Genomic DNA, 21853 nt, shown 5'->3' on the forward strand with positions numbered 1-21853 from the left:
ACTATTTATAGGTATTAATAATTATGAGCAATGTAAAACAAGGGTTAGCTGCAACCGCTTTAATTATAGCGTCGTTTAGTAGTATTGGCGCGCAGCAATGTAGTGATGTAAGTTTGCAAATTTTAGGCTCGGGTGGCCCTGAGCTTGACGATGGTCGCGCAGCAACAAGTTACCTTATTTTGCACGAAAATAAAGCCAGAGTGTTAGTTGACGTAGGCTCTGGTGCCAGTGTTGGGTTTGATAAAGCAGGTGCAAAATTTAGTGATGTTGATGCCATTTTATTAAGCCATTTACACACTGATCATGCTGGCGATTTACCTAGTTTTATAAAAGGCAGTTACTTTACATCACGCGATAAAACACTTGCGATATTTGGCCCCCAGGGCAACCGTGTAATGGCTTCTACTAACGAATATGCACAAGCGTTACTAGGTAAGCAGGGCGCATTTAGATACTTAAGTGATTACGTAGAAGGTAATGAAAACTACAAATTAGATATTCGTTCTGTTGCACCAACAAAACAAAATGAATTTAAACAATCACTACAAAGTGATTTGGCTGTTAATGCAATGACAGTTAACCATGGACCTATTCCGGCTTTAGCGTGGAAAGTGAGTATAGCAGGGTGCGAACTTGTGTTTGCAGGCGACATGACTAACAAATTAGGCACATTTACTGACTTTGCTAAAAATGCCGATGTAGTGGTTATGCACAACGCAATTGATGAAAACGCATCAGACGGGGCTAAAAATTTACACATTACCCCAAGTCAAATCACTAAGGTACTAATTGAGGCTGCACCTAAAACGGCGGTTCTATCTCATTTTATGAATCGGTCATTAAAAAATCAGCAATTATTTAAAAAATCGTTAATTAAATCACTAAAAAGTAACGTAGTTTTTGCAGAAGATGGTTTAAAAATAAACTTATAAAGTATTGCGCATAAGAGTGTTGCGGGTCGCTAGTTTTATCGCTATTTTAAAGGCTCTCTCATAGATGGATTTTATTATGCGCATTAAATTTTTAGCGAGCTTTTATTCTTTCTTCTTGTTTGCACTGTTTGGTTGTGACGACCAAAGCATGGCAATGCAAGATAGCCCTCAGCTAAATAGTAATGCAAGTAACTTACCCTCTGATCTCAAAGTAAACACACCTCCAGCAGCTCAAACAAACGAACCCGCTTTAGTGGTCGGTATGCTTGCAACACATTGTAAAAGTAATGAAGCAGCCTACATTAACGCAAAAATGCATAAAGTTGTGCGTAACCCAGATGAAAGTACAGCCTACAAGTTAGAGCCTACCGATAAAGTGCTTTCTATTTGTGTTGCAAAAGATGACTCATCGCTTAGTTATCGATTTGGTAGAGTTAATGACATAGGGCTTGAAAAAGAAGCAACACCGGATGCTCCATTTGGTAGTTACTACAGGCAAGTAGGGCGTATTGGCGAGAGTATTTTATTTTTTAGTAACGGCGAATATCATTATTATATTATTAACTCAGGCGGTATGGGCAGCGGTGTAACCGTTAATGTTTATAAAAACGATACATTAATAACTGAGCTGTTTTCGGGTAATGATCCTTACGATGATTTTGTTATAGCAACCGATTTAAATTTCCCTAAAAAATTGGTTATCGAAAAACAGCCATTTAATAAGCAAATGCAGTAAATAATGACTCCACAGCAGCAAAACGTAATAGAGCAAGGGCATTGGTTTAAAAACCGTAGCGCTTATTTAAAAAGCTTTTTATTAACGCAGGGCAAAACGCTCTCGCTAAAAGCTCAGCAATCATTATTTTTGCGAGGTGATAAGCACGATGGAATTTATGCCGTGCTTAGCGGCGTGGTGCGTATTAGTGGCGTAAGTAACGAAGGCAAAGAAGCCGTATTGAGCTTTATTGATTCATCACTGTGGTTTGGCGAAGTTACCTTGTTTGATGGTGGCCTGCGTACTCATGATGTATATGCACAAACTGATGTTGTGCTTTTTTACGTGCCCCAACGCGAGCTTGAACAGCTATTAAACGAACAGCCACAATATTGGCAAGAGTTTGGTTTATTGCTGGCACAAAAGTTACGCCTAATGTTTACCTCAATGGAAGATCACGCATTACTAAGTGCTGAGCAAAAAGTATGCAATCGACTTTTAATGCTTAGCGAACATACAGAGCACTTAACACCGCTTGTTTTATCTCAGCAGCAACTTGCTGATATGACCTACCTAACGCGCCAAACTATTAATCAAATACTGCAACAGCTTGTTAGCTTACAAGCTATTAGTTTGGGGTATCAACGCATAACTGTTTTAGATAAACAAAAGTTACAGGCACGTGCTACACAAGCTTAAATAGAGGCTGCTTTATTTAGTTGGAACCAAAATTGCTACAGATAATGTAACGCAACAATGGATTTGAGCTAATGACTACAATAACCTTTAAAAATCAATATAGTAATTATAACTCTCCTACAGTAAATAAAGCGGCAGGTTCAAGCGAAGTTGCGGCAACTAATACCCTCCCTAATGAAAAAACAAGTGATGCTAAAGGCATTACCTCAGCCCCTAAAGAACCAACGTTTTTAGAAAGTGCTCAAGAAGCGTTGGTTTATCAGCGCTTAGGTGTAAACAAAAACAAAATAGACGAGCTAAAAGCGACAATAGAAGAGCTCATTAAAGAACAGCAAAGTGAGGGCGCAGACCCTAGCGCAATTGCTGATAAAATAGAGGAACTTCAAAAAATGCTTGAGCAAGAGTATCAAAGAGGGCGCGAGCGAACGGATATGAAAGGTGAGCATGAGCCGGGTAAAATAATTTCTGCATTTGTTTAATTTACAAAATGTCGGATACCTGACATTGTTGCTGTGCTTACTTTTGCTAAAGTAAGTTTTATATATAAAAATAAAGGCAAAACAATGAAAACACTTCAACAGCAACTTGGTAAATATGGTTTATATCATCGTTCTAAACGTAATGTACTAACGCACTTTATTGGTATTCCGCTCATTGTATTTGCAGCGTTGTGTTTACTAGCGCGTATTCAAATACCCCTTGGTAGTGTAGTAATTGATGGTGCACAACTTTTTGTATTAGCGTCGGTTGTTTATTATTTTATGCTGAGCTTTTCGCTTGGCTTTATTATGGCCGTGATATTCACTTTACTCCTTGTTGGTGCTCAGCCTATTGCGGCAATGGCGTTTTGGCCTTGGTTGAGTATTGGCGTAGGTGTGTTTGTATTTGGCTGGGTATTACAGTTTATTGGGCACTATTACGAAGGTAAAAAACCGGCGTTTGTAGATGACCTAATTGGTTTAATTATTGGCCCTTTGTACGTAACTGTTGAACTACTATTTTTAATGGGTTTTTACAAAACATTAGAAGATGAAGTAAACGCAATAGCAGGTCCTACAAAGGCGTAAAATACTTTACTAAGTACCTTTATAAAACCTAATAAATAACAATAAAAGGGCAGATAACGCATGCAATATAATAATAAAACCGTGTGGATCACCGGCGCATCATTAGGTATTGGTAAAGAGCTCGCTATACAATTTGCCGAGCTTGGAGCGCGCGTTATTTTATCGGCGCGCAATGTAGATAAACTAAACGATTTAAAAGCAACCCTTAAAGGCGAAGGGCACTTAGTTGTGCCGCTGGACTTAGCCGAGCCAGAGCATGTACTGAGTTCAATAACAGCAAAAATGAGCGAGCTTCCTGCAATTGATATTTTAATTAATAACGGCGGCGTATCGCAGCGTAGTTTATTTTTAGAAAACGACTTTAACGTGTACCGCCAATTAATGGAGGTTAATTACTTTGGCTTAATTGCACTTACTAAAGCTGTATTGCCTGCTATGGTGGCAAGGCGCAGTGGCTCAATTGTGTCTATTAGTAGTGTGGCGGGTAAAGTTGGTTCAAAATTTAGAACGGGTTATTCGGGTTCTAAATATGCGGTTGTTGGTTTTATGGATTGTCTACGTGCAGAAGTTGCGGAACATAATATTCATTGTTTAACAATTTGCCCAGGATCTATTAAAACAGCAATTGCGCATAACTCACTAAACGAGCAAGGCATAGCGCAAAATAAACCAGAAGAGTCGATAGAAAATGGCATGGATGTAAGCGTAGCTGCTTCAAAAATGATTCGTGCCATTAGTAATAAAAAAGACGAAGTGATTATTGGCAAAGGTTTAAGTGGTTGGGCGCCCACAATTAAGCGCTTTTTTCCTACTTTGTTTAATCGCATTACAGCAAAAACAAACTATAGGTAGCGTCGTTTATTTCAAAAGCGTAAAATGCCGTAAATTTGATCAATTTAGAAAAGGATTCTAAATGAAGTATTTATGGCTGAGCCTGTTTTTTATTGTATTAATTTGGTCTGGTATTAACCCAAAAGATCAATTTACATGGCTGCTTGAAGTTATCCCCGCAATTATTGGTTTAGTGCTGCTAGCAAGTACCTATAGCCACTTTAAACTTACCCCTATTTTATATACATTTATTTTAGCGCATTGCATTGTGCTGATGATTGGCGGACATTACACCTACGCCGAAGTCCCTTTTTTCGACAACCTATTTGGTAGCGAGCGTAATAACTACGACAAAGTAGGGCACTTTTTTCAAGGGTTTGTACCTGCACTACTAGCACGCGAAATTTTACTGCGCAAAAAAGTAGTAAATGGTCGAGGCTGGTTAATCACCTTTGTTATTTCGGTATGTTTAGCATTTAGCGCGTTTTACGAATTAATAGAATGGTGGGTTGCAGTATTAAGCGGCGAAAACGCAGAAGCGTTTTTAGGCACACAAGGTTACGTGTGGGATACCCAATCAGATATGGGACTGGCGTTATTTGGGGCTATTTGCTCGCTGTTAGTACTTTCAAGAGTACACGACAAACAGCTTAAAAACGTTAAAGATTATTGATTCAAATTTCATTATAAAAAGACTATATTACGTTCTAGCTTTAATTGAGTAACCCATATACTCACGGTTGATTTACCACCCCCACCGCTTTGGCTGCTTCTTCTTGTGTAACCTTGGTCTTCTACAAGTTGAGCAGTTTCTAATTTGATTGCAGTGGAGTATGTTTCGCGTTTTAATTTCGTCATTTTTTCACCCAAATTTGTATGCTTATTAGCATAACATTTCTTTTTTAATGGGTGGCCAAATTAACTATGCCACTACTAACCTATTAGCCAACAACAGAAATTTACATTTGAATGCCTTTACTATTTCCATCACGCATATTAAAAGTTATTAATTTGTGACTTCAAGGTTTAAAGAAAACTTTAAGTATCCTAAACTACAAACTTATTAATACTTTTGTTGTGAAAAAGCCTTTTCTTTCTACAAAAAGCATTGTATTTAATTTATTATGCCGCTGCACATGAAATGTGTAAGTAAGTTTGACAACATACTAGTACCACTTATTGCATGATTTCAAGTTGGTATTAATCTACATAAAGCAAATAAATTATCTAAAGGCCAATAAGTGAGAAACTTAATTTTATCAGGTATTACTGTTACATCGCTGCTACTAGGTGGTTGCTCTTTAGCACCTAAAGAAAAAGATGTAACCCCACTTGAACTTAATCAAGACGATTCTTTTGCAATGCAAGTTTTAAAATCTGGTTTTGACTCAGTTCCATTTAATATTAAAGACCAAGAGTTATCTGAAGATGAATACCAAAACGTTCTCAATTACGGTACTAGTGCATCAATTGGTTTACTAGCAGGTGGTGGATTAGGCGCACTTAAAGGGTTAGGGTTCGCGGCCCTAATGAATGCGGGTGGTAACCCAAATAAAGATAAAATACACTTTGTTGCATGGATACCTGTTACTGATTTTGATATTAGTAAAGGTCTTGATGCACGAAATTATATTAGTAAGCATTATATGGAGCCAGCTTTAAAGGCTTACCTTAACAGTGCTGACAATAAAAATAGTACAGTACCGAGTGTGTATCAAGATTTCTCATATGGTAATTTACAAGTTGAAGGATCTGCTTGTTTTGACTTTTACTTAGGCCTAGAGGAATTAAATTGTAAAATTTTAGGCGGCCAAGGTTTGTGGACTATTCGTTATGCTAATGAGTTAACGGGTACACCGTTCAAGCCATCAGTAAAAGCAGAAAAATATATCGTTGCAAGATTTTCTGATAGTTTATACCGAAGCGCTGTTCTTCTTAAATATATTCAAACGGATATGATGTATGCATACGTACCACCATTTGGCCACCGTACAAATCACATTAACGAAATCGTTTCAGACACAGCTCTTCGTAATACCCCATATATAATGGGGAAAAATAATACGCGTCATTTCTTCGTAAAGAAAGTAAATAAAAAAGGATAATATTGAAAAGTTCTACGTTAAATGTAGTTCTTTTTGATTTCAGAATGAAAGGCCCCAAAGCACACTATAATTTACATTATTGTTAATAATAGAGTTGCAGTGATTTATTTTCTTTATGAAGTGGGGGTTGGCTACTCATCCGTAGTTTTAAAGTAATGGTAGGGTAGTCATTTAATGACTGCTTTTACTAAGCCGTAATCAATAAATTCTAAATCTGTATAAGTGGGGACAATACGAGTTTACGATTTGTTTTACTAAACGAGGCTCTTTTATTTTAAAGCTATTAAACTATACAGCCATTCCAAATCAAGAAAGTCAATCTAGGCATAGTTTTATTTGTTTAATTAGGGTGACTGCCTAGTTTATTTCTAGTAATAGTTTACCTGAAATTTATAAGATGATGGGTTTGTAAATTTTTAGTGCCAAGACTAAATCTTGAGGCGATAATATAGGGCCATAAATTATAAAAGCCGACTTATTCATCGGCTATTTTATTGTTTAGGGCGAATTGTATTTTATTTAGAGTCGACAGCCAGCAAGAAGCGCTGCAGAGCGTAGAAAGCTTTACTGTCAGTTTCACCATCGATAATAGCATTCTCCATTGAACCAGTTGGTGTTGAAACACGAATCCAAGTTTTTTCTGAATTTACAATGTCTCTAATCACTGATAATTTGGTCGAAAAGCTTTTAACAGATTGCTTCACACTACTACTATTGAAGTCAGTTATTCCTTTAGTCGTATAAAGTTTTATTTTGTTGCCGTCAATATTTAATTCAGCACCGGTAATTGCAGAGATGTCATTAAAAATAGCTACTTGTAGGAGAACTAAATCTGGAGTAGCAGAATTCCACTGTGCACCAATACCAGTAGCAATCATGCTATCTGAAGCATTTCCATGCGGGGTTATTGTGACAATTTTTGCATTGTCAAAACCGCTAGTTGAGACAGTAGGGCTAAGACCTGATTTGTTTGAGCATGCAGTTAGTAATAGTGCAAATGATAACGTTATTAGAGTTTTGAACATTTAAATTCCATTTAGTTGATTATAAGAAAATATATACTTAATAGGTTGTACTTAGTTATTTTGTACTGTTTTATTCCTTTTGTACATAGGTTATAAGATTTAACTCATTGAATCTAAAAGTTTTTGTTGTTTTTTTGAACGTTAGGTTCTGAGGGTATGGATAAAAAAGATGTAGTTTTAGCTCTTTTTCTTGAAGCTAAACATATTACTGCAAATTTAATCTCGAAAGATAAATAAACCCTAACGTTATCTATAACTTTATTGCTAATAGCTATTGGGCCAAAGGCATTCCTAAAAGCGTGAGGCAATAATAGATAACTCAATGTGCTTTGGTGTTTACAGCGCTCATAACGAACGAGTTGGCTTTGCCCGAGTAGTGACTGATAACGCAACCTTTGCCTATTTAGCCGATGTATTTATTGCCCCGCACTCGCAAGGAAATGGGCTGAGTAAGTTACTCATTAAAACGATAGTAGAGCACCCTGAGCTACAAGGGCTCAGGCGCTTTTTATTAGCGACTTCTGATGCGCATAGCCTTTATACGCAATACGGGTTTAAACCAATAGATAACCCAGGGCTACTAATGCAAATAAACCCTGAAAATGTGTATGAGGGAAATACTCGAGAGGTATAGTAAAGGGGGAAGAGTTTAAGAAATTTGTTATGCTCCTGATTTATCAAGATTATATTGTTCTAAACTACCAGCGGCAAAACAAATACCAACATAAAACCAAACAGTACTTGCTACAATTTGCCAAGTATCTAAACCTGAAGACGTTAGAAATGTAGGAACTGCAATTAACCCCCGCAATAAGCAGATCATTGCAATGGTAATTAAAGCTGGTTTGAGCAGAGGAACTTTGCGAATTAAACCAACTGCAGAAAAAGCAAAAATAGTACAAGCAAACATTAAGCTTGCAACGGTTATTGTGCCAATTGGAGCAAGTAAGCTTCCTTGAATCGAAGAGTCGATTATTTGTTGAGGTGCCCGAGCAAATGCAAACCAACTAGGACCACCCAAAATACAGAGTAGGTGCCAGATCGCAGAAGTGGAAGCTATAGCACCTGCACTAATTAATAATTTGGATGGGATACTAAGACTCAATGCTAACTTAATTTTGCACTGGCACATAATGCTTTGTTACACGTCACCGGCTAACTCCGCTAATAGTGGCTCATGTGGCATACCCGCTTGTCCCTCAATTCGCTCGCCTGTTTCGATGGCGTAACTAGCTGCATGTTGTTGCCTTCCGTAGTCGATATGGATATGCGGTAAGTGGTGCCCTTTTTCTTGGTATATTTTTATTTTCATGTTCTTTCTCTTTGCCAAGAGAATTTCCATGAAGCCGCTGCGTGATGACCGACTTGGCTCAGTTAATAAATCTTTTTGTGCGAAGAGTCCTTGTAACTCATCAAATTCTTCTTCAAGACTCATGCATTATCCATACGTGTAACGAGCCTGTAGATTAACTCGTTTTTAAATTTGTTTTTATTGATAAACAAACCATAACTGAGTTCCTATTTTGGTTCAATTGATTACTGTATTTTTACGCAGCATATAAAGAAGTGTTTGGTGTTGTTTTAATTGGCGTTTTGGACGGGATTATGGGTGCTTTAGTAGCTTTATTTTAGGTTAAAAGGGCTTACTCTCATTAATGCATCGTGTTTTTCAGCTTTTCTATATTATGAACAAGGCAATACAGTTGCCGCAGCGTGAAGTAAGGCATTCACTTTCATTTGACCCCGTAAGGTCAATTTATTCATACCTTTGTTCACTGTAATGTTCCGCTTTTTATTTAAAGGAAAGTCGGTTCAAGGTAATTAGGATGGGTGTCATCCTAATTTTGAATAGATCGCAATACTCTCAAACACCGCCAAACTCCTTTTGTAAACTAACACCCTAATAATGGGCAAAAAATTGTTGGCTAAAATGTTGAGGAACGAAAACAGCCAACTGTTTTTTGTCCTTATTTATTAGCTTGTTAAGTTGCATTTACACACCGTAAGCCAACATAACAGCCATTGCAAGAGGCATTAAAAGTAAAACAATAAACATAACAACCTCCAGCCACTCTTTAGCTAGAGTTACAGAATACCAAAACGAATTTATTGAGGTACTTGAGTCGAGCTTTCCGAAGTATTGCAGGAAGCCGGCAATGAAGAATGCCTCTGCCCCTAATATTGCAGCTAACATAGCGGCAAATGATAGGTATGGAGTTTGCTGACTCATATTGCCCAATATAAAGAAGAGAACAATAAGAACAACAGTTGAAATAATAAATGATTTTTTCAGGTGAGCATATTTCACAGCTAACTCATTAAATCCTTTTGGGGAGAATATCACCCGAACTCCTTTTGCAATTTAACGCCTCAATAAGAGGCAAAAAATAGTTGGTTAAAATAAGCGACGAAGAAGCAAAAACCAACTGTTTTTTGTCCGGCTTTATTGCCTTGTTAGGTACTTATTCTACAGGCTCATTTTCAGCCTTGATTTCTATAAAATCTTTTATTATATCATCGCCAATTGAGAAATTTATATTCAATGTAATATCTTGATTTAAGCTAGGTGTTTCAAATACTGAAAATTCACCTGATATCTTATTTAGGTGAACACTACCAAGATTAAAATCATTTACACTACAACTAAGCACTCTGGATAAATTAATATTCATAAATTCAGTTGAAGTGTTCTTTATTAAGTAATTACAGAATTCCTTACCTTCCTCTGTTTCATTATGTTCACAGCTCTTTGAGAAGTTAGCCCAATCATTAATCAATTTAACTTTTAGAGGTTTACCGACTTTTGATTTGCTAGCAAAGGAAATTAAGTGTTCGCACAACTTATCATCTTGCGCTGATGCAATGAATGGCATTCCAATAATTGATATCAATAAAACTTGAAAATTACACCTAAACACTAGAAGTACCTAACGCCCAAATAACAGGCAAAAAATAGTTGGTTAAAATTAGCGACGCAGGAGCAAAAACCAACTGTTTTTTGTCCTTGTTTATTTTCTTGTTATGTTTCTTTACTCTCAATTTGGTCTTGAATTTTGATAAAAACAGTTAAACATTCTTCTACCAAGTTCTGTTTAGGGTGCTGAATAACAAACAAATACATCATATGTATCAATAGTGTGGCACCAATATGACGTTGCAACATTTCATTAATATTTTCCACGGATGGAATTGCATTATCCGATGCATAAAGCATTTTATTACGAATATTAGCAACTTCTTTTATGTGTTCATAAATTGAATCAATGCCTTTCTCTTGTGCTACATTCCTGACATCTTTTAAATAATCCTTAGGTGAACCAGATGGGTCTACTGAGACCAGGTTCAATGGAGGGTCAGGATATATAAATTTATATTCACCTTCGAATTCACCTAAAAACATACGTATTCTTAACACTTCATTAGGGGATTTCAAATGTTGTTTGTATTGGGAGTTCATGATTTTTTACATTCAATGTCTCTCCTACCAGCATTAGAAACGGGTAAACACCACCTTTATGTTTATGGTTTCTTTTACTTAGTATTTTAGCTTCTGTGTATTTATTACATTTTAAAGCAGAAAATAGAGCTGTTGATGCTTCCTCTTCGGCTGTGATTGCTAAAAATGCAGAAACTTCAGGCATTGAATTAGCTAATTCAAATGCTCTGTGAATATGACGGATACTAGACCTAGCAGCGTAACCTGCATTCCCTTTAGTTTTAGATGAAACTTCTAAAAGCTTCTTTTGAAAGTTATTTAAAGGCATAGACCCCTTTTGAAACATAACACTTTAGTATTTATGCGACACGCAGTTTGTGTTGCATAATCGCTTGTTGGACTGAGGCGCTACCTGCTCGGTGTGTCAGAGTTGGTGTTGTTTATGCTATGGGAATTTGCTTTTTAGAGGCTCTAGCTAAATCAGCTAATTTAATAAGCTTACCTATTATAATTTAAGCTTTCCCTGCATTGCTCAGCGTTTATTATCTATTCATTAAACCGAATGTTTAACCGTTAAGCAAGGATATTTTTCGCTCGCACAGTCGCTATTAGCCTGAGCAATTAAGCAGGTTAACTTATTGATTTGATGCAGCAAGCAAGGCTGCTAACTCGTTCGCGCTATTTTATTTGTCGCCTCATCTAAATTCATCACACCAATAAATCGTAAGGTACCCGTCTTGCATGACTGGCAAGACCAATGGGGTATTAATCGTTCTTGCTCTACCTTCGGCTTCACCGCTTTGCATGGGGTTGCTGATACTTGAGCCTTTATTAACCCTAACTTTCGCTTGCGACACGCATTAGCTAAAAAGCCATAGTGACGAATGCGCATAAACCCTTTGGGCAATACATGTTGTAAGTAGCGCCGTAAAAATTCATCACAACTCAGAGTCATGACTTTATCGCGGTTGTTATCTGCATAATCGCGGTATTTAAAGCTCACTGTTTCTTCAGTCGCTGACACTAATCGCGATTCTGACATCACGCCTTTTCGGGTATAACGAGCAAGGTAACTAACTAGCTTTTCACTGTACGTTAAACAGGCTTTGCTATACACGCACCATTTGGTTGGTGTGCTTACCTTCGCGAATGAACTATCGCATTCATTGAGCGCCGCGAGCATTTTCCCTCTAAACACTGTTGATAATGCTTTAACGGGGTATAAATAGCCTTTTTTTATTTCATGCCAGTGCGCTTTATCAAGCGCGCCTGCGGGTATCAAGCAATGCAGGTGAATATGCTGACTTAAGTTCTGCCCCCACGTATGCAGTACGCTTGTCATGCCTAACTGGCCATGCCTCTTTCGTTTCGCAAATTTACACAGCGTTTGCCATGCAGCTTTAAATAAACAGTGATACAACGCGTTTGGGTTGTAGTGCGCAATGATATTTAACTCATGCGGGAGCGTAAAAACAAGGTGGAAATAGCGACACGATAATAAATCCTCTTGTTGTCTTTGCACCCATTTAGCCGTAGCCATCCCTTGGCAACGTGGGCAATGCCGATCTCGACAGCTACATCCAATTTGTTGTACTTCACTACAGTTATCACATTGCCATGCTTGATAACCGAGCTGACCCGTTCTGCATGATTGAAGGTGTTGGCAGACTCGTAACTGCTGATAACTCATTATGTGGTGCTGCCGATAATTCCCAAGGCCAGAATTTAAAATATCAGCGAGGTGCAAGCCTCTCATTGGTTTCCCCAACTTGCGAGTAAATCAATACCACCATGCCCTAATTCAGGTAACCAGTGTAAGTAACTTTGCGTGGTTCTAATGTCACTGTGACCAAGCTGATGTTGAAGTTGATGAAGCGGCATCCCTAACTCAAGTTGATGTGTTGCATAAGCATGGCGTAATACATGTGGATTACAGTGCTTTAAACCACACATTTGTGCATGTTTTTTCAATGCCTTTCTGAAGCTTGAGGGTGACATAGGTTTATCCATTAACCATCGTGAATAAAACATCCAGCCCGTTGGGTGATACATTTTCCAATAGCAACGTAATTGATTTAGCACGCTATCTGATACAACAACATAGCGTGACTTATCTCCTTTACCATGTTCAATTAAAATGGTTTTACGCTGTCCATCGATGTCTTGCACTTTGATGCGCAGCAGTTCGCCAATACGCAAACCACATCCATAACACACCACTATCAATGTTTTTAAGCGCATATCCGTGCAACTTTCTATAAGTCGTCGAATATCATCACGCGATAAATAAGTAGGTGCCCGAGGTTTTGCTTTAGGCAAGGCTATGTCTAAGTTCAGTGGGCGGTGTAAAATATTCTTAAACAAAAACCAAATGCTGTTTATTTGTATTTTTTGACTCGCTCTGGAGAGCTTGCGAATGGCGGGATCTTTAAAAAAGATATTCAGCTCATCATCAGTAATTAAATCGAGTGGTTTATTAAAATAATGGCTGAGTTTAAGTAAATGCTCGCAGTAACTTTTACAGGTACTTTGTGAATAACCACGGTAGGCTATTTCAATTTTGACTTGTTCAATGAGTGTATTCATGACTTACCTCCAAATATGGGATAACCCCAAGGTAAGTGTGGCTCAAATGGTCAGAATAGGATCTCCGCGTAGCGGCTTAGTTCAACAGCTTTATCAGAGGACACTTTCCTCTTTTTATGAGCAATGTATGTCCTCTTAATTATTTTTAATATTAATAACAAATCCTGTAACACATTGCGAGTATTAAACTTTAAGTCGGGCTGTTCTTTTAATAATATCCAAAAAAGAGGAAAACGTCCTCATTTTTTGACTTAGGAGGAAAAACGCCAGCGCTGTATGTAAATACAGCAATTGAATATTTAAAATGAAAACCAAACCCGATTTTAAATCCGCGTCATTTAATATTCACTAAAAAACGGTGGCGATAATGCAAGTAACCGCTTTAAGTACACTTATTTGTGTAGGCGTATTATAAAAGGTGGTTTACGGATGGTGGAAGCTGTAAAGCGAGGTCATGAACTATTTACTAAACGCGTCTTCCTTCTTTTAAAACAGGGCAGACACGATGTACTTATACCAATCGACTTAAATATTTAGCCTTTCTAGCGTGCTAAATAAAGCGTTAACGGCGTTATAAATTTCTCAGTAGAACAATTACATGTCGAAATTTATGCCTTGTTATCACTTTATTTACCCGTAGCTATAAATGCCTAATAACTTAACACGATTGGTATTATTTGGCTTTTTTAGCCTCTAGAATTTCTATTTCACTCCAGATTTTTTCTGCTTCTGCACTTAACATGGCGAAGCTTTTAATGTCACCTTTTCTTTGTGCCTGCATGCCTTGCTCTAGCTTTACGTCGTATTCTTTACGCAGTTTTTTTATTGGGTCAGGCTTTAAAAATGAAAACATTAGTATTCTCTTAATTTATTAAATTATATTTAGTTAGTGTACGCATTAATGGGCTTAATAGTTCTTTGTTTGGTGAAAATGTTTACTTTGCGCTTTAAAAGCGCAAAGTAAACACGGTGTAATTTTGCGTACTGTGTGCTAGTTCTAGTGCTTACGTTTCTGGCTCTAGGCGTTTAATACCTTGCCCATCAATACCTAAATAAATAAAACCATCACTGCCTTGGGCTAAGCTGCGTACTCTGCCTATTCCATCGAGTATTTTATATTGCTTAACAACCTTACCTTTTGAGAGCTCCAGTGCGCTAATGAATGCAAATTTCATTGATGCTAATAATAGCTTACCTTTAAGCTTTGGGTATTTATCACTCGTTACATACAACATATCGGAAGGGGCAATTGAAGGGGTCCAATGTAATACGGGCGATTGCATGCCGTCTTTTTCTTTAAGGTCTGTAAACTTGGTACCGCTGTAGTTAACGCCATAGCTTACTAAAGGCCATCCGTAGTTAGCACCTTTTTTTATTATATTAAGTTCATCGCCGCCGCGTGGTCCGTGCTCGTGAGACCATAAAATATTGTTTTGATTATCAAACCACATGCCCTGTGGATTACGGTGCCCATAAGACCATGCCGCATGTTTTGCATCTTTTTGTTTAACAAACGGATTGTCGCTTGGGATACGGCCATCATCGCGTAAGCGATAAATTTTACCGCCGTCCCGCGTGAGATCTTGTGGGTTTATAGTGCGTGCGCCGCGATCGCCAATTGAAAAATAAACATAACCTTCATTATCAAACACAATACGGCTGCCGTAGTGCTGGCCTTTGGTAGTATTATGCTCGCCTTTGTATAGCAATTGCTGATCAGATAGCTGCGTATGATCGCTATTTAGCTTGGCGCGCATTAAGGCGGTGTTACTTCCGCTTCCTTTGCCCTCACTACTTGAGTAACTAAAGTACAGCCATTGGTTTTGCTTACTATCGGTGTGTAGTGATAAATCAAGCAATCCACCTTGGCCATTAGCATCAATGCCGGGAAGCCCAGAGACCTTAGTTAATTTAGTTGTATTTTTAGGTAATAAGAATAATGTTCCACTGCGCTCAGATATTAGTAAATCACCATTAGCTAAAGGCTCAATAGCCCAAGGTATAACCACACCTTCTGCCGCTGTTACTGCGTTAACGCTAAGCGATAAAGTATCGAGCTGTTTATAGTTTTTTACGTAATCGCTTTTTGCATGCGCGGGTGCGTTAATAGCAAATATAGCAACGGCTAAGCCTGCACTTATTAGTTTAGGGAGTGTGTTATGTGACATTAAATTTATCATTATGGCTTCCAAAATTAATCCAATCTTACATAACCTTAACATGGCATAAATAAATTTGTTAAGCGTTGAGTTGAATGAAAAACACACACTTATATTTTTATACGATGACCTTTTAACAGAAAATTGTTTTAGTAATTAGCGCTAATAAAAAATTGAATAATTACTCTATTGGGGTTGAAAACTAAAAATTTCAGCGTACACTTGTGCGCTGAAGTTTGAGCGTACACGTGTAAGTTCAAACGTTAAGTATTTTACGACCCAAGAGATTAATAGTGATGATAATTAAAGTATTAAACCAATTTTCAAAATGGTTTTTACACCATCAAAGTTTTGCAGGCTACATAGAGCCAATAATACAGGTGTTTAAACCTGAATGGCGTGCAGGGCAGTTTAGAGCGCAAGTAGTTAATACAGCTGTGCTTGATGGCGGCTTTTTAAGTGTGCAACTTAAGCCAAGCAAACATTGGCAGGCGCATACGTCAGGGCAGCATATAAGTTTAACGCTTGAAATTAATGGGCGATTATTAACACGCGTTTTTACCGTGGCTTCAAGCGCTCAGCAATTTAAAAATACAGGTTTAGTGCGTTTACTAATCAAAACAAATACGCAAGGGCGCTTTACTGGCTTACTTAGTAGCGCATTAAAAGCGGGGTTGTGGTGCAATATTTCTGCGCCAAGCGGCGACTTTGTATTTAAAAACACACACACGCCAGCCACTTTTATTGCCGGTGGGTCGGGTATAACACCTATGCTGGCTATGCTTGATGATTACTTAAGCCAAACTACACAAAAAGTGTCGTTAGTGTATTACGCTAAAGCTACTGAGCATCAATGTGTTGATGAGCTGAGTGAGTTAGCGGCTCAGTTTGAGCATTTTTCGTTTTTATTATTAACGCGTGAGCAATCAAGCGATATAACCAGCAATATTAAGCCGTGGGAAAATCCAGACATTTACTGCTGTGGCCCTGCAGCATTTATGCAAACGGTGAGCGATTTTGCTAAAACGCATAAGCTAAATTACTACCAAGAAGCCTTTGGTTTGGCGCTGCCTAGCTTAAACGACAATAGCCAATTTAATGTAAAAATTAACGCCAGTGCCCATGTTGTATCGGGCAACGATGTTTTACTGACTCAGTTTGAAGAAAAAAAGCTACCCGTTAAACGCGGTTGCGGTATTGGTATTTGTCATCAATGCCAATGTATTAAAAAGTCAGGCGTGGTACGTAATTTAAAAACAGGTGAATTGAGTGACAACGGCGAGCAATTAATACAACTTTGCGTAAGCCAACCTGTTAGTGATTTGGAGTTACAATTATGAAAAACATAAACTATGACATGCTCGCAAGCGAGTTAGATGCCATTAAAATGGACACCCTTGGCAAAGTAGGCCAACAAGATGCTGACTATATTCGCTCTGTTGTGCGTAAACAGCGAGTGTGTGAATGGAGCGGGCGAATTTTGCTAATGCTTGGTTTTATTCAGCCATTATTGTGGGTTGCAGGTGTGTTGCTATTAGCGCTTGCTAAAATTTTAGACAATATGGAAATTGGCCACAATGTAATGCATGGTCAATACGATTGGATGAACGACAAGCAACTTAACTCACAGCATTATGAGTGGGACATAGCGTGCGATGGGCAAAGTTGGCACCGCGTTCATAACTTTGAACACCATACGTATACTAATATTATTGGTAAAGACAGAGACTTTGGTTATGGCTTGTTGCGTTTAAGCGATGATTTCAAGTGGCGTTTTAAAAATGTATGGCAGTTTTTTACGTATATTAATTTAAGTGTGTTATTTCAGTGGGGCGTGTCGTATCACGAGTTGGCTGCAGAGCGTGTTTTTATTGGTAAAAAGAAAGAAAACCGCGAAGGGCTTGTATCACACTCTACATTAAAGCATCGCTTTTTTAGTAAAGGCGCTCGCCAGTTAATTAAAGATTATGCGATATTTCCGTTACTTGCAGGGCCTTTATTTTTATGGGTATTGGCCGGTAATTTAGTGGCAAACTTAATCCGTAATTTATGGACGTCGACCATAATATTTTGTGGTCACTTTACTGAAGAAACGCAAACTTTTAAACAAGAAGACTGCGTAAACGAAACCCAAGGGCAGTGGTATTACCGCCAAGTACTGGGCTCGTCTAATATTAAAGGACCGCATTGGTTTCATGTTTTAACAGGGCATTTGAGCTGCCAAATAGAGCATCATTTATTTCCTGATATGCCGTCTTCGCGCTATCAAGAAGTAGCGCCTCAAGTACAGGCTGTTTTGAAAAAACACGGTATTGATTACCATACGGGTGGTTTTTTTAGGCAGTATACGTCGGTGTTAAAACGTATTATTAAATATTCGTTTAAATAAACATGTTTTAATTAACGAATTAAAAAATCGGTCTGTGTAACTACACTGACCGATTTTTTTGTTTATTGCACTCAATACGGTTGATTAGTAAACAGCACTTGCAAAAATTTCTCATAGTTAATTAAAAAAGCCTTACTTTAGCTATGGTTAAATAGCGTGTGATTGTCATACAATGGAGGAAAATAGACCACACAAGAGAGATTAAAATGGCCGCATTTGGTACCGTGTTTATGCCGCAGATGATTCAAGCTCGTTTTTCTGATAATAAATGGAGCGAAAGCTCAATTGTCCCTTCCGATAAACTTGAACTTCATGCTGGTGCGCACGTTCTTCATTATTCAAGTACATGTTTTGAAGGCTTAAAAGCCTTTCGCCATGAAGATGGTTCTGTTTATCTTTTTAGAATGGATGCAAACATTGCACGCATGCAACAAAGCTCAGCGCTATTAAGCTTACCGAGTTTTGACAGTGATATGCTAAAAACGATGATTATCGATATTATGCGCGAATACGCAGATGAAACGCCATTACCGCCGGGCTCTATGTATATTCGCCCAACGCACATTGGTACTGAGGCTGCAATTGGTAAAGCGGCTGCGCCATCAATGAGCTCGCTTTTATATACGTTACTATCGCCAGTGGGTGATTACTTTGCAGGTGGTGCAACTGCACTGCGCGTACTGCTTGAAGAAGATGGCATGCGCTGCGCTCCGCACATGGGTATGGTAAAAAGTGGTGGTAACTACGCCAGCGCACTAGCACCCATTAGTGCTGCACGAACTAAGTATCAAGCAGATCAAATTTTATTTTGCCCAGGTGGCGACGTACAAGAAACCGGTGCTGCTAACTTTATACTTATTGATGGCAACGAAATTATTACTAAAGCGCTTGATAGCACGTTTTTACATGGTGTAACGCGTAATAGTATTTTAACCATAGCCAAAGATTTAGGTATGACGGTAAGCGAGCGTAACTTTAGCGTTACTGAGCTACTAGAGCGTGCTGCTAAACCAGGTACTGAAGCGGCGCTTTCGGGCACTGCAGCTGTACTAACTGCTGTGGGTACGTTTATTCATAACGATAAAGAATACAAAGTAGGTACTGGCGAGCCAGGCCCAACGACTGCGCGCCTTCGCCAAGCATTGAACGATATTCAATGGGGTAAAAGTGAAGACAAGCACGGCTGGTTAACTAAAATCTAATTATAGATTTAATAGCAACTCGCATTAAAAAGCCACCTAATCGGTGGCTTTTTTGTGTTTGGTTACTTTAAGCTGTGCTTATTAGAACTTCATTTCTATTTTACCGTACACGTAGCGTCCGTTAAATCCATACGGCGAGAAGCTAGAGTAAGCAAATAAACGTGAGAAGGTGGTTACATCGTCAACATTTTCACGGGTTGCATCTGGGTAAACATCAAAAATGTTATTAGCACCTAAGCTCAGCGATACGTTTTCACTAAGCGAGTAGGCGACATCTAAGTCGGTTATCCATTTAGGCTTAAGCACTTCGTTACGTTCTGGGTTATCTGAAGGGTCTTGAGTTTCGCCGTAACGTGTTGTTCTAAGCGTTGTACGAATATCATCGTTTGTCCATGTTGCGCTTAAGTTGTACTTATTACGCGGTGTGCTTACTTCAAAACGACGTAGCTCAGTGCCTGAGAACAAGTTGTCTTGATCAAACCCTGCACCTTGTAGCTCTGCTGGTGGGTCGATAATATTTGTTACTTCATTTTTGCCGTAGTTGTAACCTAGGTTAAAGGCTAAATCGCCATAACCATCAGTTGCTACATTATATGAGGCAACCACATCAACACCACGGGTTTTACTGTCAATTGCGTTTAAGAAGAAGCGGCCCTGATTAGCACCGGTACCTTCAAGTAGTTGCTCAATAGCAGCACCCGATAAGTTATTTGATAATACAATACGGTCATCAATTAATATTTGGTAGTAATCAACCGATAAGCTGAAATTAAAGTCGGTAGACCATGTAAAACCAACGCCGTAGTTTGTTGCTTCTTCAGCATCAAGACCCGGTGAGCCCAGTGCTTTTGCTACATCGCTGCTTGGTGCAAAGGTACCTGTTTCGGTTGGTTCGCCATCAACAAATACAGTGGCCACTGAGGTAAAGTATTGTTGCTGCAAAGAAGGTGCTCTAAAACCAGTAGATACAGAGGCGCGTAGTGCTAAGTCTTCAGTTAATGAATAACGAGTTGCAATTTTACCGTTAAGTGTATCGCCAAAGTCCGAGTAATCTTCATAACGGGCGGCAACCGCTAAATTCCAATCGTCGGTTAGGTAGGTTTCAAGGTCTATATATAAGCTCACGTTGTGGCGGCTGTTATCGCCCTCTGATTCGGGTGTAAACCCCGGGAATACTTGTGCGCCCGCTGCGCCAAATGGGCCATCAACAGGGTCGGTTACTGCGCCTCCTGGGCCAAATGTGCCTTGTGCATATGATGCTTCTTCGCCTGCATCTATTTGGTATCCTTCGCGGCGATACTCAGCACCTACAGCTACGTTTACAGAGCTTTCTAAAAAGCTGACGTCTACCTCGCGGCTAAAATCAACGTTTAAAGTAAGTTGATCGTAGGTAAGTGTTCCTGCATCAAAGCTTGTTTGGCTAGTAGGGCCATATGAGGTATTTAAGCTATTTATAACACCAAACTCAAATGCATCTTGACCATATACGGCCGATACATCGTAATTCCATTCACTTACAAAACCTTTAGCGCCAAGTGCCAGTGAAAAGTCATCTATGTCTGAGGTAATAACAGGTAAAAAGCCGTCAGGGTAAACTTCTTCTATATTACGGCTATCGCTTGCACGGCGATAAAACCCGCCGCCTTCGCCTTCACGTTTGCTGTAAGAGCCAAACGAATATAAGTCGACTTCGTTTGTTAACTGGTAACCTGCGTTATAAAACATTGAAAAATCTTCAACATCGCCATTACCAAAGTTATGGTTATATCGATTTACGGTAAGTTCACGTGGGTCAAGCGCGCCATCTACTGATCCGTCATCTATGCGTGCGTAGTTTTCACGGTTATCGTAGTCTGAGCGGTTAGTTGAATGGCGGTCGCGGTATTCTGTTGAGATGTTTAAAAAGCCATTATCGCCAAGCTCAAAACCCATATTACCTTGCAGCGTTAATGTTTGACCATCGGTTAAAGAGCGATCGCCCCCTTCGGTAAAGGCTAAATTACCATCACTGCCTTCAGATACTGATTTTAGCTGTGGTACACCGTCCATTTCGGTTACGTTAGCACCATATATAGCCGCAACTGAACCACCGCTGCTGGCACTTTTAAGTACAATATTAATAACACCAGCTATAGCATCAGAGCCATATTGCGCTGCTGCACCATCGCGTAATACTTCAATACGGGCAATAGCATTTGCAGGTATCGCATTTAAGTCAACCGATGATGAGCCACGACCCGTTGAGCCATTTAAGTTAAGTAATGCGTTGCTGTGGCGGCGCTTACCATTAACAAGTACTAATGTGTGATCGGGTGCCAAGCCACGAAGCTGAGCGGGGCGTACATGGTCGCTGCCATCAGTAAGTGATGCTTGTGGGAAGTTAAAGCTGGGTAATAAACTGCTAAGCAGGGCATTCGTTTCAGTAAAGCCTGAGTTTTTAAGTGCATCTGCACCAATTATATCGATGGGTACTGCGCTGTCTTCTACTGTACGGCCTAATCGGCGAGAGCCAATTACGCTTATTTGTTCGATGTTTTCTTCTGCTTTAGTGTCTTGCTCTGCAGCATTTACGCAGAGCGAACCAAGTAGTGCAGCAGACGCGCTCATTGCGAGTAATATTTGTGGTACCGATTGCTGTAATTTAAATAACGGTTTTCTATTCATGCTGTATTTCCCCATACCCATTGAATTATTTTAGTTTTGTACA

The 21853-nt window shown here is 38.9% G+C and carries 23 protein-coding genes and 3 pseudogenes; 12 read left to right on the forward strand and 14 right to left on the reverse strand.

Annotated elements, in window-relative coordinates; all coding sequences use genetic code 11:
• Positions 1-23: 23 nt before the first annotated feature.
• From PARC_RS07025 to PARC_RS07055, 7 genes are all read left to right on the forward strand, one after another.
• Positions 24-932, forward strand: a complete 909-nt coding sequence (locus PARC_RS07025) for an MBL fold metallo-hydrolase (protein ID WP_010553508.1) — start codon at positions 24-26, stop codon at positions 930-932.
• 64 nt (positions 933-996) lie between these two features.
• Complete coding sequence (locus tag PARC_RS07030; protein ID WP_007583329.1) at positions 997-1668, forward strand: hypothetical protein; 672 nt, start codon at positions 997-999, stop codon at positions 1666-1668.
• Positions 1669-1671: 3 nt separating this feature from the next.
• Positions 1672-2346, forward strand: coding sequence for a Crp/Fnr family transcriptional regulator (locus PARC_RS07035; protein WP_010553509.1), 675 nt, complete (start codon positions 1672-1674; stop codon positions 2344-2346).
• Between the two features lie 71 nt (positions 2347-2417).
• Positions 2418-2825 carry a hypothetical protein gene (locus PARC_RS07040; protein ID WP_010553510.1) on the forward strand — a complete coding sequence of 136 codons (408 nt, stop codon included), beginning with the start codon at positions 2418-2420 and terminating at the stop codon, positions 2823-2825.
• 84 nt (positions 2826-2909) lie between these two features.
• On the forward strand, positions 2910-3413 hold the full coding sequence (locus tag PARC_RS07045; protein WP_010553511.1) for an Mpo1 family 2-hydroxy fatty acid dioxygenase: 504 nt from the start codon (positions 2910-2912) through the stop codon (positions 3411-3413).
• Between the two features lie 60 nt (positions 3414-3473).
• Positions 3474-4265 carry an SDR family oxidoreductase gene (locus tag PARC_RS07050; protein ID WP_010553512.1) on the forward strand — a complete coding sequence of 264 codons (792 nt, stop codon included), beginning with the start codon at positions 3474-3476 and terminating at the stop codon, positions 4263-4265.
• A gap of 61 nt (positions 4266-4326) precedes the next feature.
• Positions 4327-4917 carry a DUF2238 domain-containing protein gene (locus tag PARC_RS07055; RefSeq protein WP_010553513.1) on the forward strand — a complete coding sequence of 197 codons (591 nt, stop codon included), beginning with the start codon at positions 4327-4329 and terminating at the stop codon, positions 4915-4917.
• A gap of 29 nt (positions 4918-4946) precedes the next feature.
• Here the strand turns inward: PARC_RS07055 and PARC_RS21540 are convergent.
• Positions 4947-5102 (reverse strand): annotated as a pseudogene (locus tag PARC_RS21540) (IS3 family transposase); the annotation flags it as partial.
• 383 nt (positions 5103-5485) lie between these two features.
• Between PARC_RS21540 and PARC_RS07065 the strand changes: the two are divergent.
• Positions 5486-6349 (forward strand): hypothetical protein, encoded by an 864-nt coding sequence (locus tag PARC_RS07065; protein WP_010553515.1) that lies wholly within the window; start codon positions 5486-5488, stop codon positions 6347-6349.
• A gap of 515 nt (positions 6350-6864) precedes the next feature.
• On the opposite strand, the gene PARC_RS07070 is transcribed toward PARC_RS07065, so the two are convergent.
• Complete coding sequence (locus PARC_RS07070; RefSeq protein ID WP_010553516.1) at positions 6865-7374, reverse strand: hypothetical protein; 510 nt, start codon at positions 7372-7374, stop codon at positions 6865-6867.
• 233 nt (positions 7375-7607) lie between these two features.
• On the opposite strand from PARC_RS07070, the pseudogene PARC_RS07075 reads away from it, so the two are divergent.
• Positions 7608-8008 (forward strand): annotated as a pseudogene (locus PARC_RS07075) (GNAT family N-acetyltransferase).
• 27 nt (positions 8009-8035) lie between these two features.
• On the opposite strand, the gene PARC_RS07080 reads toward PARC_RS07075, so the two are convergent.
• The 11 genes and pseudogenes from PARC_RS07080 to PARC_RS07125 form a co-directional block, all read right to left on the reverse strand.
• Positions 8036-8479: a hypothetical protein gene (locus PARC_RS07080; RefSeq protein WP_033012587.1), complete on the reverse strand. Its 444-nt coding sequence runs from the start codon at positions 8477-8479 to the stop codon at positions 8036-8038.
• A 36-nt stretch (positions 8480-8515) separates the two neighbouring features.
• Entirely contained in the window at positions 8516-8686 is a 171-nt protein-coding gene (locus tag PARC_RS21690) for a DUF4160 domain-containing protein (RefSeq protein WP_202820786.1), read from the reverse strand.
• Positions 8687-9026: 340 nt separating this feature from the next.
• Positions 9027-9159, reverse strand: a pseudogene (locus PARC_RS22040) (transposase); the annotation flags it as partial.
• 208 nt (positions 9160-9367) lie between these two features.
• Complete coding sequence (locus PARC_RS21610) at positions 9368-9718, reverse strand: hypothetical protein (RefSeq protein WP_010553520.1); 351 nt, start codon at positions 9716-9718, stop codon at positions 9368-9370.
• 118 nt (positions 9719-9836) lie between these two features.
• Entirely contained in the window at positions 9837-10247 is a 411-nt protein-coding gene (locus PARC_RS07095; RefSeq protein ID WP_033012573.1) for a hypothetical protein, read from the reverse strand.
• A 146-nt stretch (positions 10248-10393) separates the two neighbouring features.
• Complete coding sequence (locus tag PARC_RS07100) at positions 10394-10774, reverse strand: hypothetical protein (RefSeq protein WP_033012571.1); 381 nt, start codon at positions 10772-10774, stop codon at positions 10394-10396.
• Between the two features lie 19 nt (positions 10775-10793).
• The gene (locus PARC_RS07105; RefSeq protein WP_096058056.1) at positions 10794-11138 is read right to left on the reverse strand and encodes a hypothetical protein; all 345 of its coding nucleotides are present in this window, start codon (positions 11136-11138) and stop codon (positions 10794-10796) included.
• Between the two features lie 336 nt (positions 11139-11474).
• Positions 11475-12566 (reverse strand): IS91 family transposase, encoded by a 1092-nt coding sequence (locus PARC_RS07110; RefSeq protein WP_096058057.1) that lies wholly within the window; start codon positions 12564-12566, stop codon positions 11475-11477.
• Positions 12563-13396 (reverse strand): tyrosine-type recombinase/integrase, encoded by an 834-nt coding sequence (locus PARC_RS07115; protein ID WP_010555537.1) that lies wholly within the window; start codon positions 13394-13396, stop codon positions 12563-12565. Before PARC_RS07115 ends, PARC_RS07110 begins: the two co-directional genes overlap by 4 nt.
• Positions 13397-14069: 673 nt before the next feature.
• Entirely contained in the window at positions 14070-14249 is a 180-nt protein-coding gene (locus PARC_RS07120; RefSeq protein WP_007583346.1) for a DUF6435 family protein, read from the reverse strand.
• Positions 14250-14400: 151 nt separating this feature from the next.
• On the reverse strand, positions 14401-15576 hold the full coding sequence (locus tag PARC_RS07125; RefSeq protein ID WP_010552520.1) for a PQQ-dependent sugar dehydrogenase: 1176 nt from the start codon (positions 15574-15576) through the stop codon (positions 14401-14403).
• A 275-nt stretch (positions 15577-15851) separates the two neighbouring features.
• Here PARC_RS07125 and PARC_RS07130 point away from each other — a divergent pair, with 275 nt between their 5' ends.
• The 3 genes from PARC_RS07130 to PARC_RS07140 all read left to right on the forward strand — a co-directional run bounded on the left by PARC_RS07130 (position 15852) and on the right by PARC_RS07140 (position 19146).
• A complete protein-coding gene (locus tag PARC_RS07130) occupies positions 15852-16895 on the forward strand; it encodes a flavin reductase family protein (RefSeq protein ID WP_010552521.1) in 1044 nt (347 codons plus the stop codon).
• Positions 16892-17944, forward strand: coding sequence for a fatty acid desaturase family protein (locus PARC_RS07135; RefSeq protein WP_010552522.1), 1053 nt, complete (start codon positions 16892-16894; stop codon positions 17942-17944). The genes PARC_RS07130 and PARC_RS07135 overlap by 4 nt, the downstream gene beginning before the upstream one ends.
• A gap of 200 nt (positions 17945-18144) precedes the next feature.
• Entirely contained in the window at positions 18145-19146 is a 1002-nt protein-coding gene (locus PARC_RS07140) for a branched-chain amino acid aminotransferase (RefSeq protein ID WP_257983256.1), read from the forward strand.
• An 81-nt stretch (positions 19147-19227) separates the two neighbouring features.
• Here the strand turns inward: PARC_RS07140 and PARC_RS07145 are convergent, their stop codons facing one another.
• Positions 19228-21810 (reverse strand): TonB-dependent receptor plug domain-containing protein, encoded by a 2583-nt coding sequence (locus PARC_RS07145; RefSeq protein ID WP_010552523.1) that lies wholly within the window; start codon positions 21808-21810, stop codon positions 19228-19230.
• Positions 21811-21853 lie beyond the last annotated feature (43 nt).

Source organism: Pseudoalteromonas arctica A 37-1-2 (assembly GCF_000238395.3).
Classification (GTDB): domain Bacteria; phylum Pseudomonadota; class Gammaproteobacteria; order Enterobacterales; family Alteromonadaceae; genus Pseudoalteromonas; species Pseudoalteromonas arctica.

Bases quoted from the DNA above. Each gene is read 5' to 3' on its own strand.
- PARC_RS07025 (WP_010553508.1), top strand. From the start codon at position 24: ATGAGCAATGTAAAACAAGGGTTAGCTGCAACCGCTTTAATTATAGCG.
- PARC_RS07030 (WP_007583329.1), top strand. From the start codon at position 997: ATGGATTTTATTATGCGCATTAAATTTTTAGCGAGCTTTTATTCTTTC.
- PARC_RS07035 (WP_010553509.1), top strand. From the start codon at position 1,672: ATGACTCCACAGCAGCAAAACGTAATAGAGCAAGGGCATTGGTTTAAA.
- PARC_RS07040 (WP_010553510.1), top strand. From the start codon at position 2,418: ATGACTACAATAACCTTTAAAAATCAATATAGTAATTATAACTCTCCT.
- PARC_RS07045 (WP_010553511.1), top strand. From the start codon at position 2,910: ATGAAAACACTTCAACAGCAACTTGGTAAATATGGTTTATATCATCGT.
- PARC_RS07050 (WP_010553512.1), top strand. From the start codon at position 3,474: ATGCAATATAATAATAAAACCGTGTGGATCACCGGCGCATCATTAGGT.
- PARC_RS07055 (WP_010553513.1), top strand. From the start codon at position 4,327: ATGAAGTATTTATGGCTGAGCCTGTTTTTTATTGTATTAATTTGGTCT.
- PARC_RS07070 (WP_010553516.1), bottom strand. From the start codon at position 7,374: ATGTTCAAAACTCTAATAACGTTATCATTTGCACTATTACTAACTGCA.
- PARC_RS21690 (WP_202820786.1), bottom strand. From the start codon at position 8,686: ATGAAAATAAAAATATACCAAGAAAAAGGGCACCACTTACCGCATATC.
- PARC_RS07095 (WP_033012573.1), bottom strand. From the start codon at position 10,247: ATGCCATTCATTGCATCAGCGCAAGATGATAAGTTGTGCGAACACTTA.
- PARC_RS07100 (WP_033012571.1), bottom strand. From the start codon at position 10,774: ATGTTTTTAGGTGAATTCGAAGGTGAATATAAATTTATATATCCTGAC.
- PARC_RS07105 (WP_096058056.1), bottom strand. From the start codon at position 11,138: ATGCCTTTAAATAACTTTCAAAAGAAGCTTTTAGAAGTTTCATCTAAA.
- PARC_RS07110 (WP_096058057.1), bottom strand. From the start codon at position 12,566: ATGAGAGGCTTGCACCTCGCTGATATTTTAAATTCTGGCCTTGGGAAT.
- PARC_RS07115 (WP_010555537.1), bottom strand. From the start codon at position 13,396: ATGAATACACTCATTGAACAAGTCAAAATTGAAATAGCCTACCGTGGT.
- PARC_RS07120 (WP_007583346.1), bottom strand. From the start codon at position 14,249: ATGTTTTCATTTTTAAAGCCTGACCCAATAAAAAAACTGCGTAAAGAA.
- PARC_RS07125 (WP_010552520.1), bottom strand. From the start codon at position 15,576: ATGATAAATTTAATGTCACATAACACACTCCCTAAACTAATAAGTGCA.
- PARC_RS07130 (WP_010552521.1), top strand. From the start codon at position 15,852: ATGATAATTAAAGTATTAAACCAATTTTCAAAATGGTTTTTACACCAT.
- PARC_RS07135 (WP_010552522.1), top strand. From the start codon at position 16,892: ATGAAAAACATAAACTATGACATGCTCGCAAGCGAGTTAGATGCCATT.
- PARC_RS07145 (WP_010552523.1), bottom strand. From the start codon at position 21,810: ATGAATAGAAAACCGTTATTTAAATTACAGCAATCGGTACCACAAATA.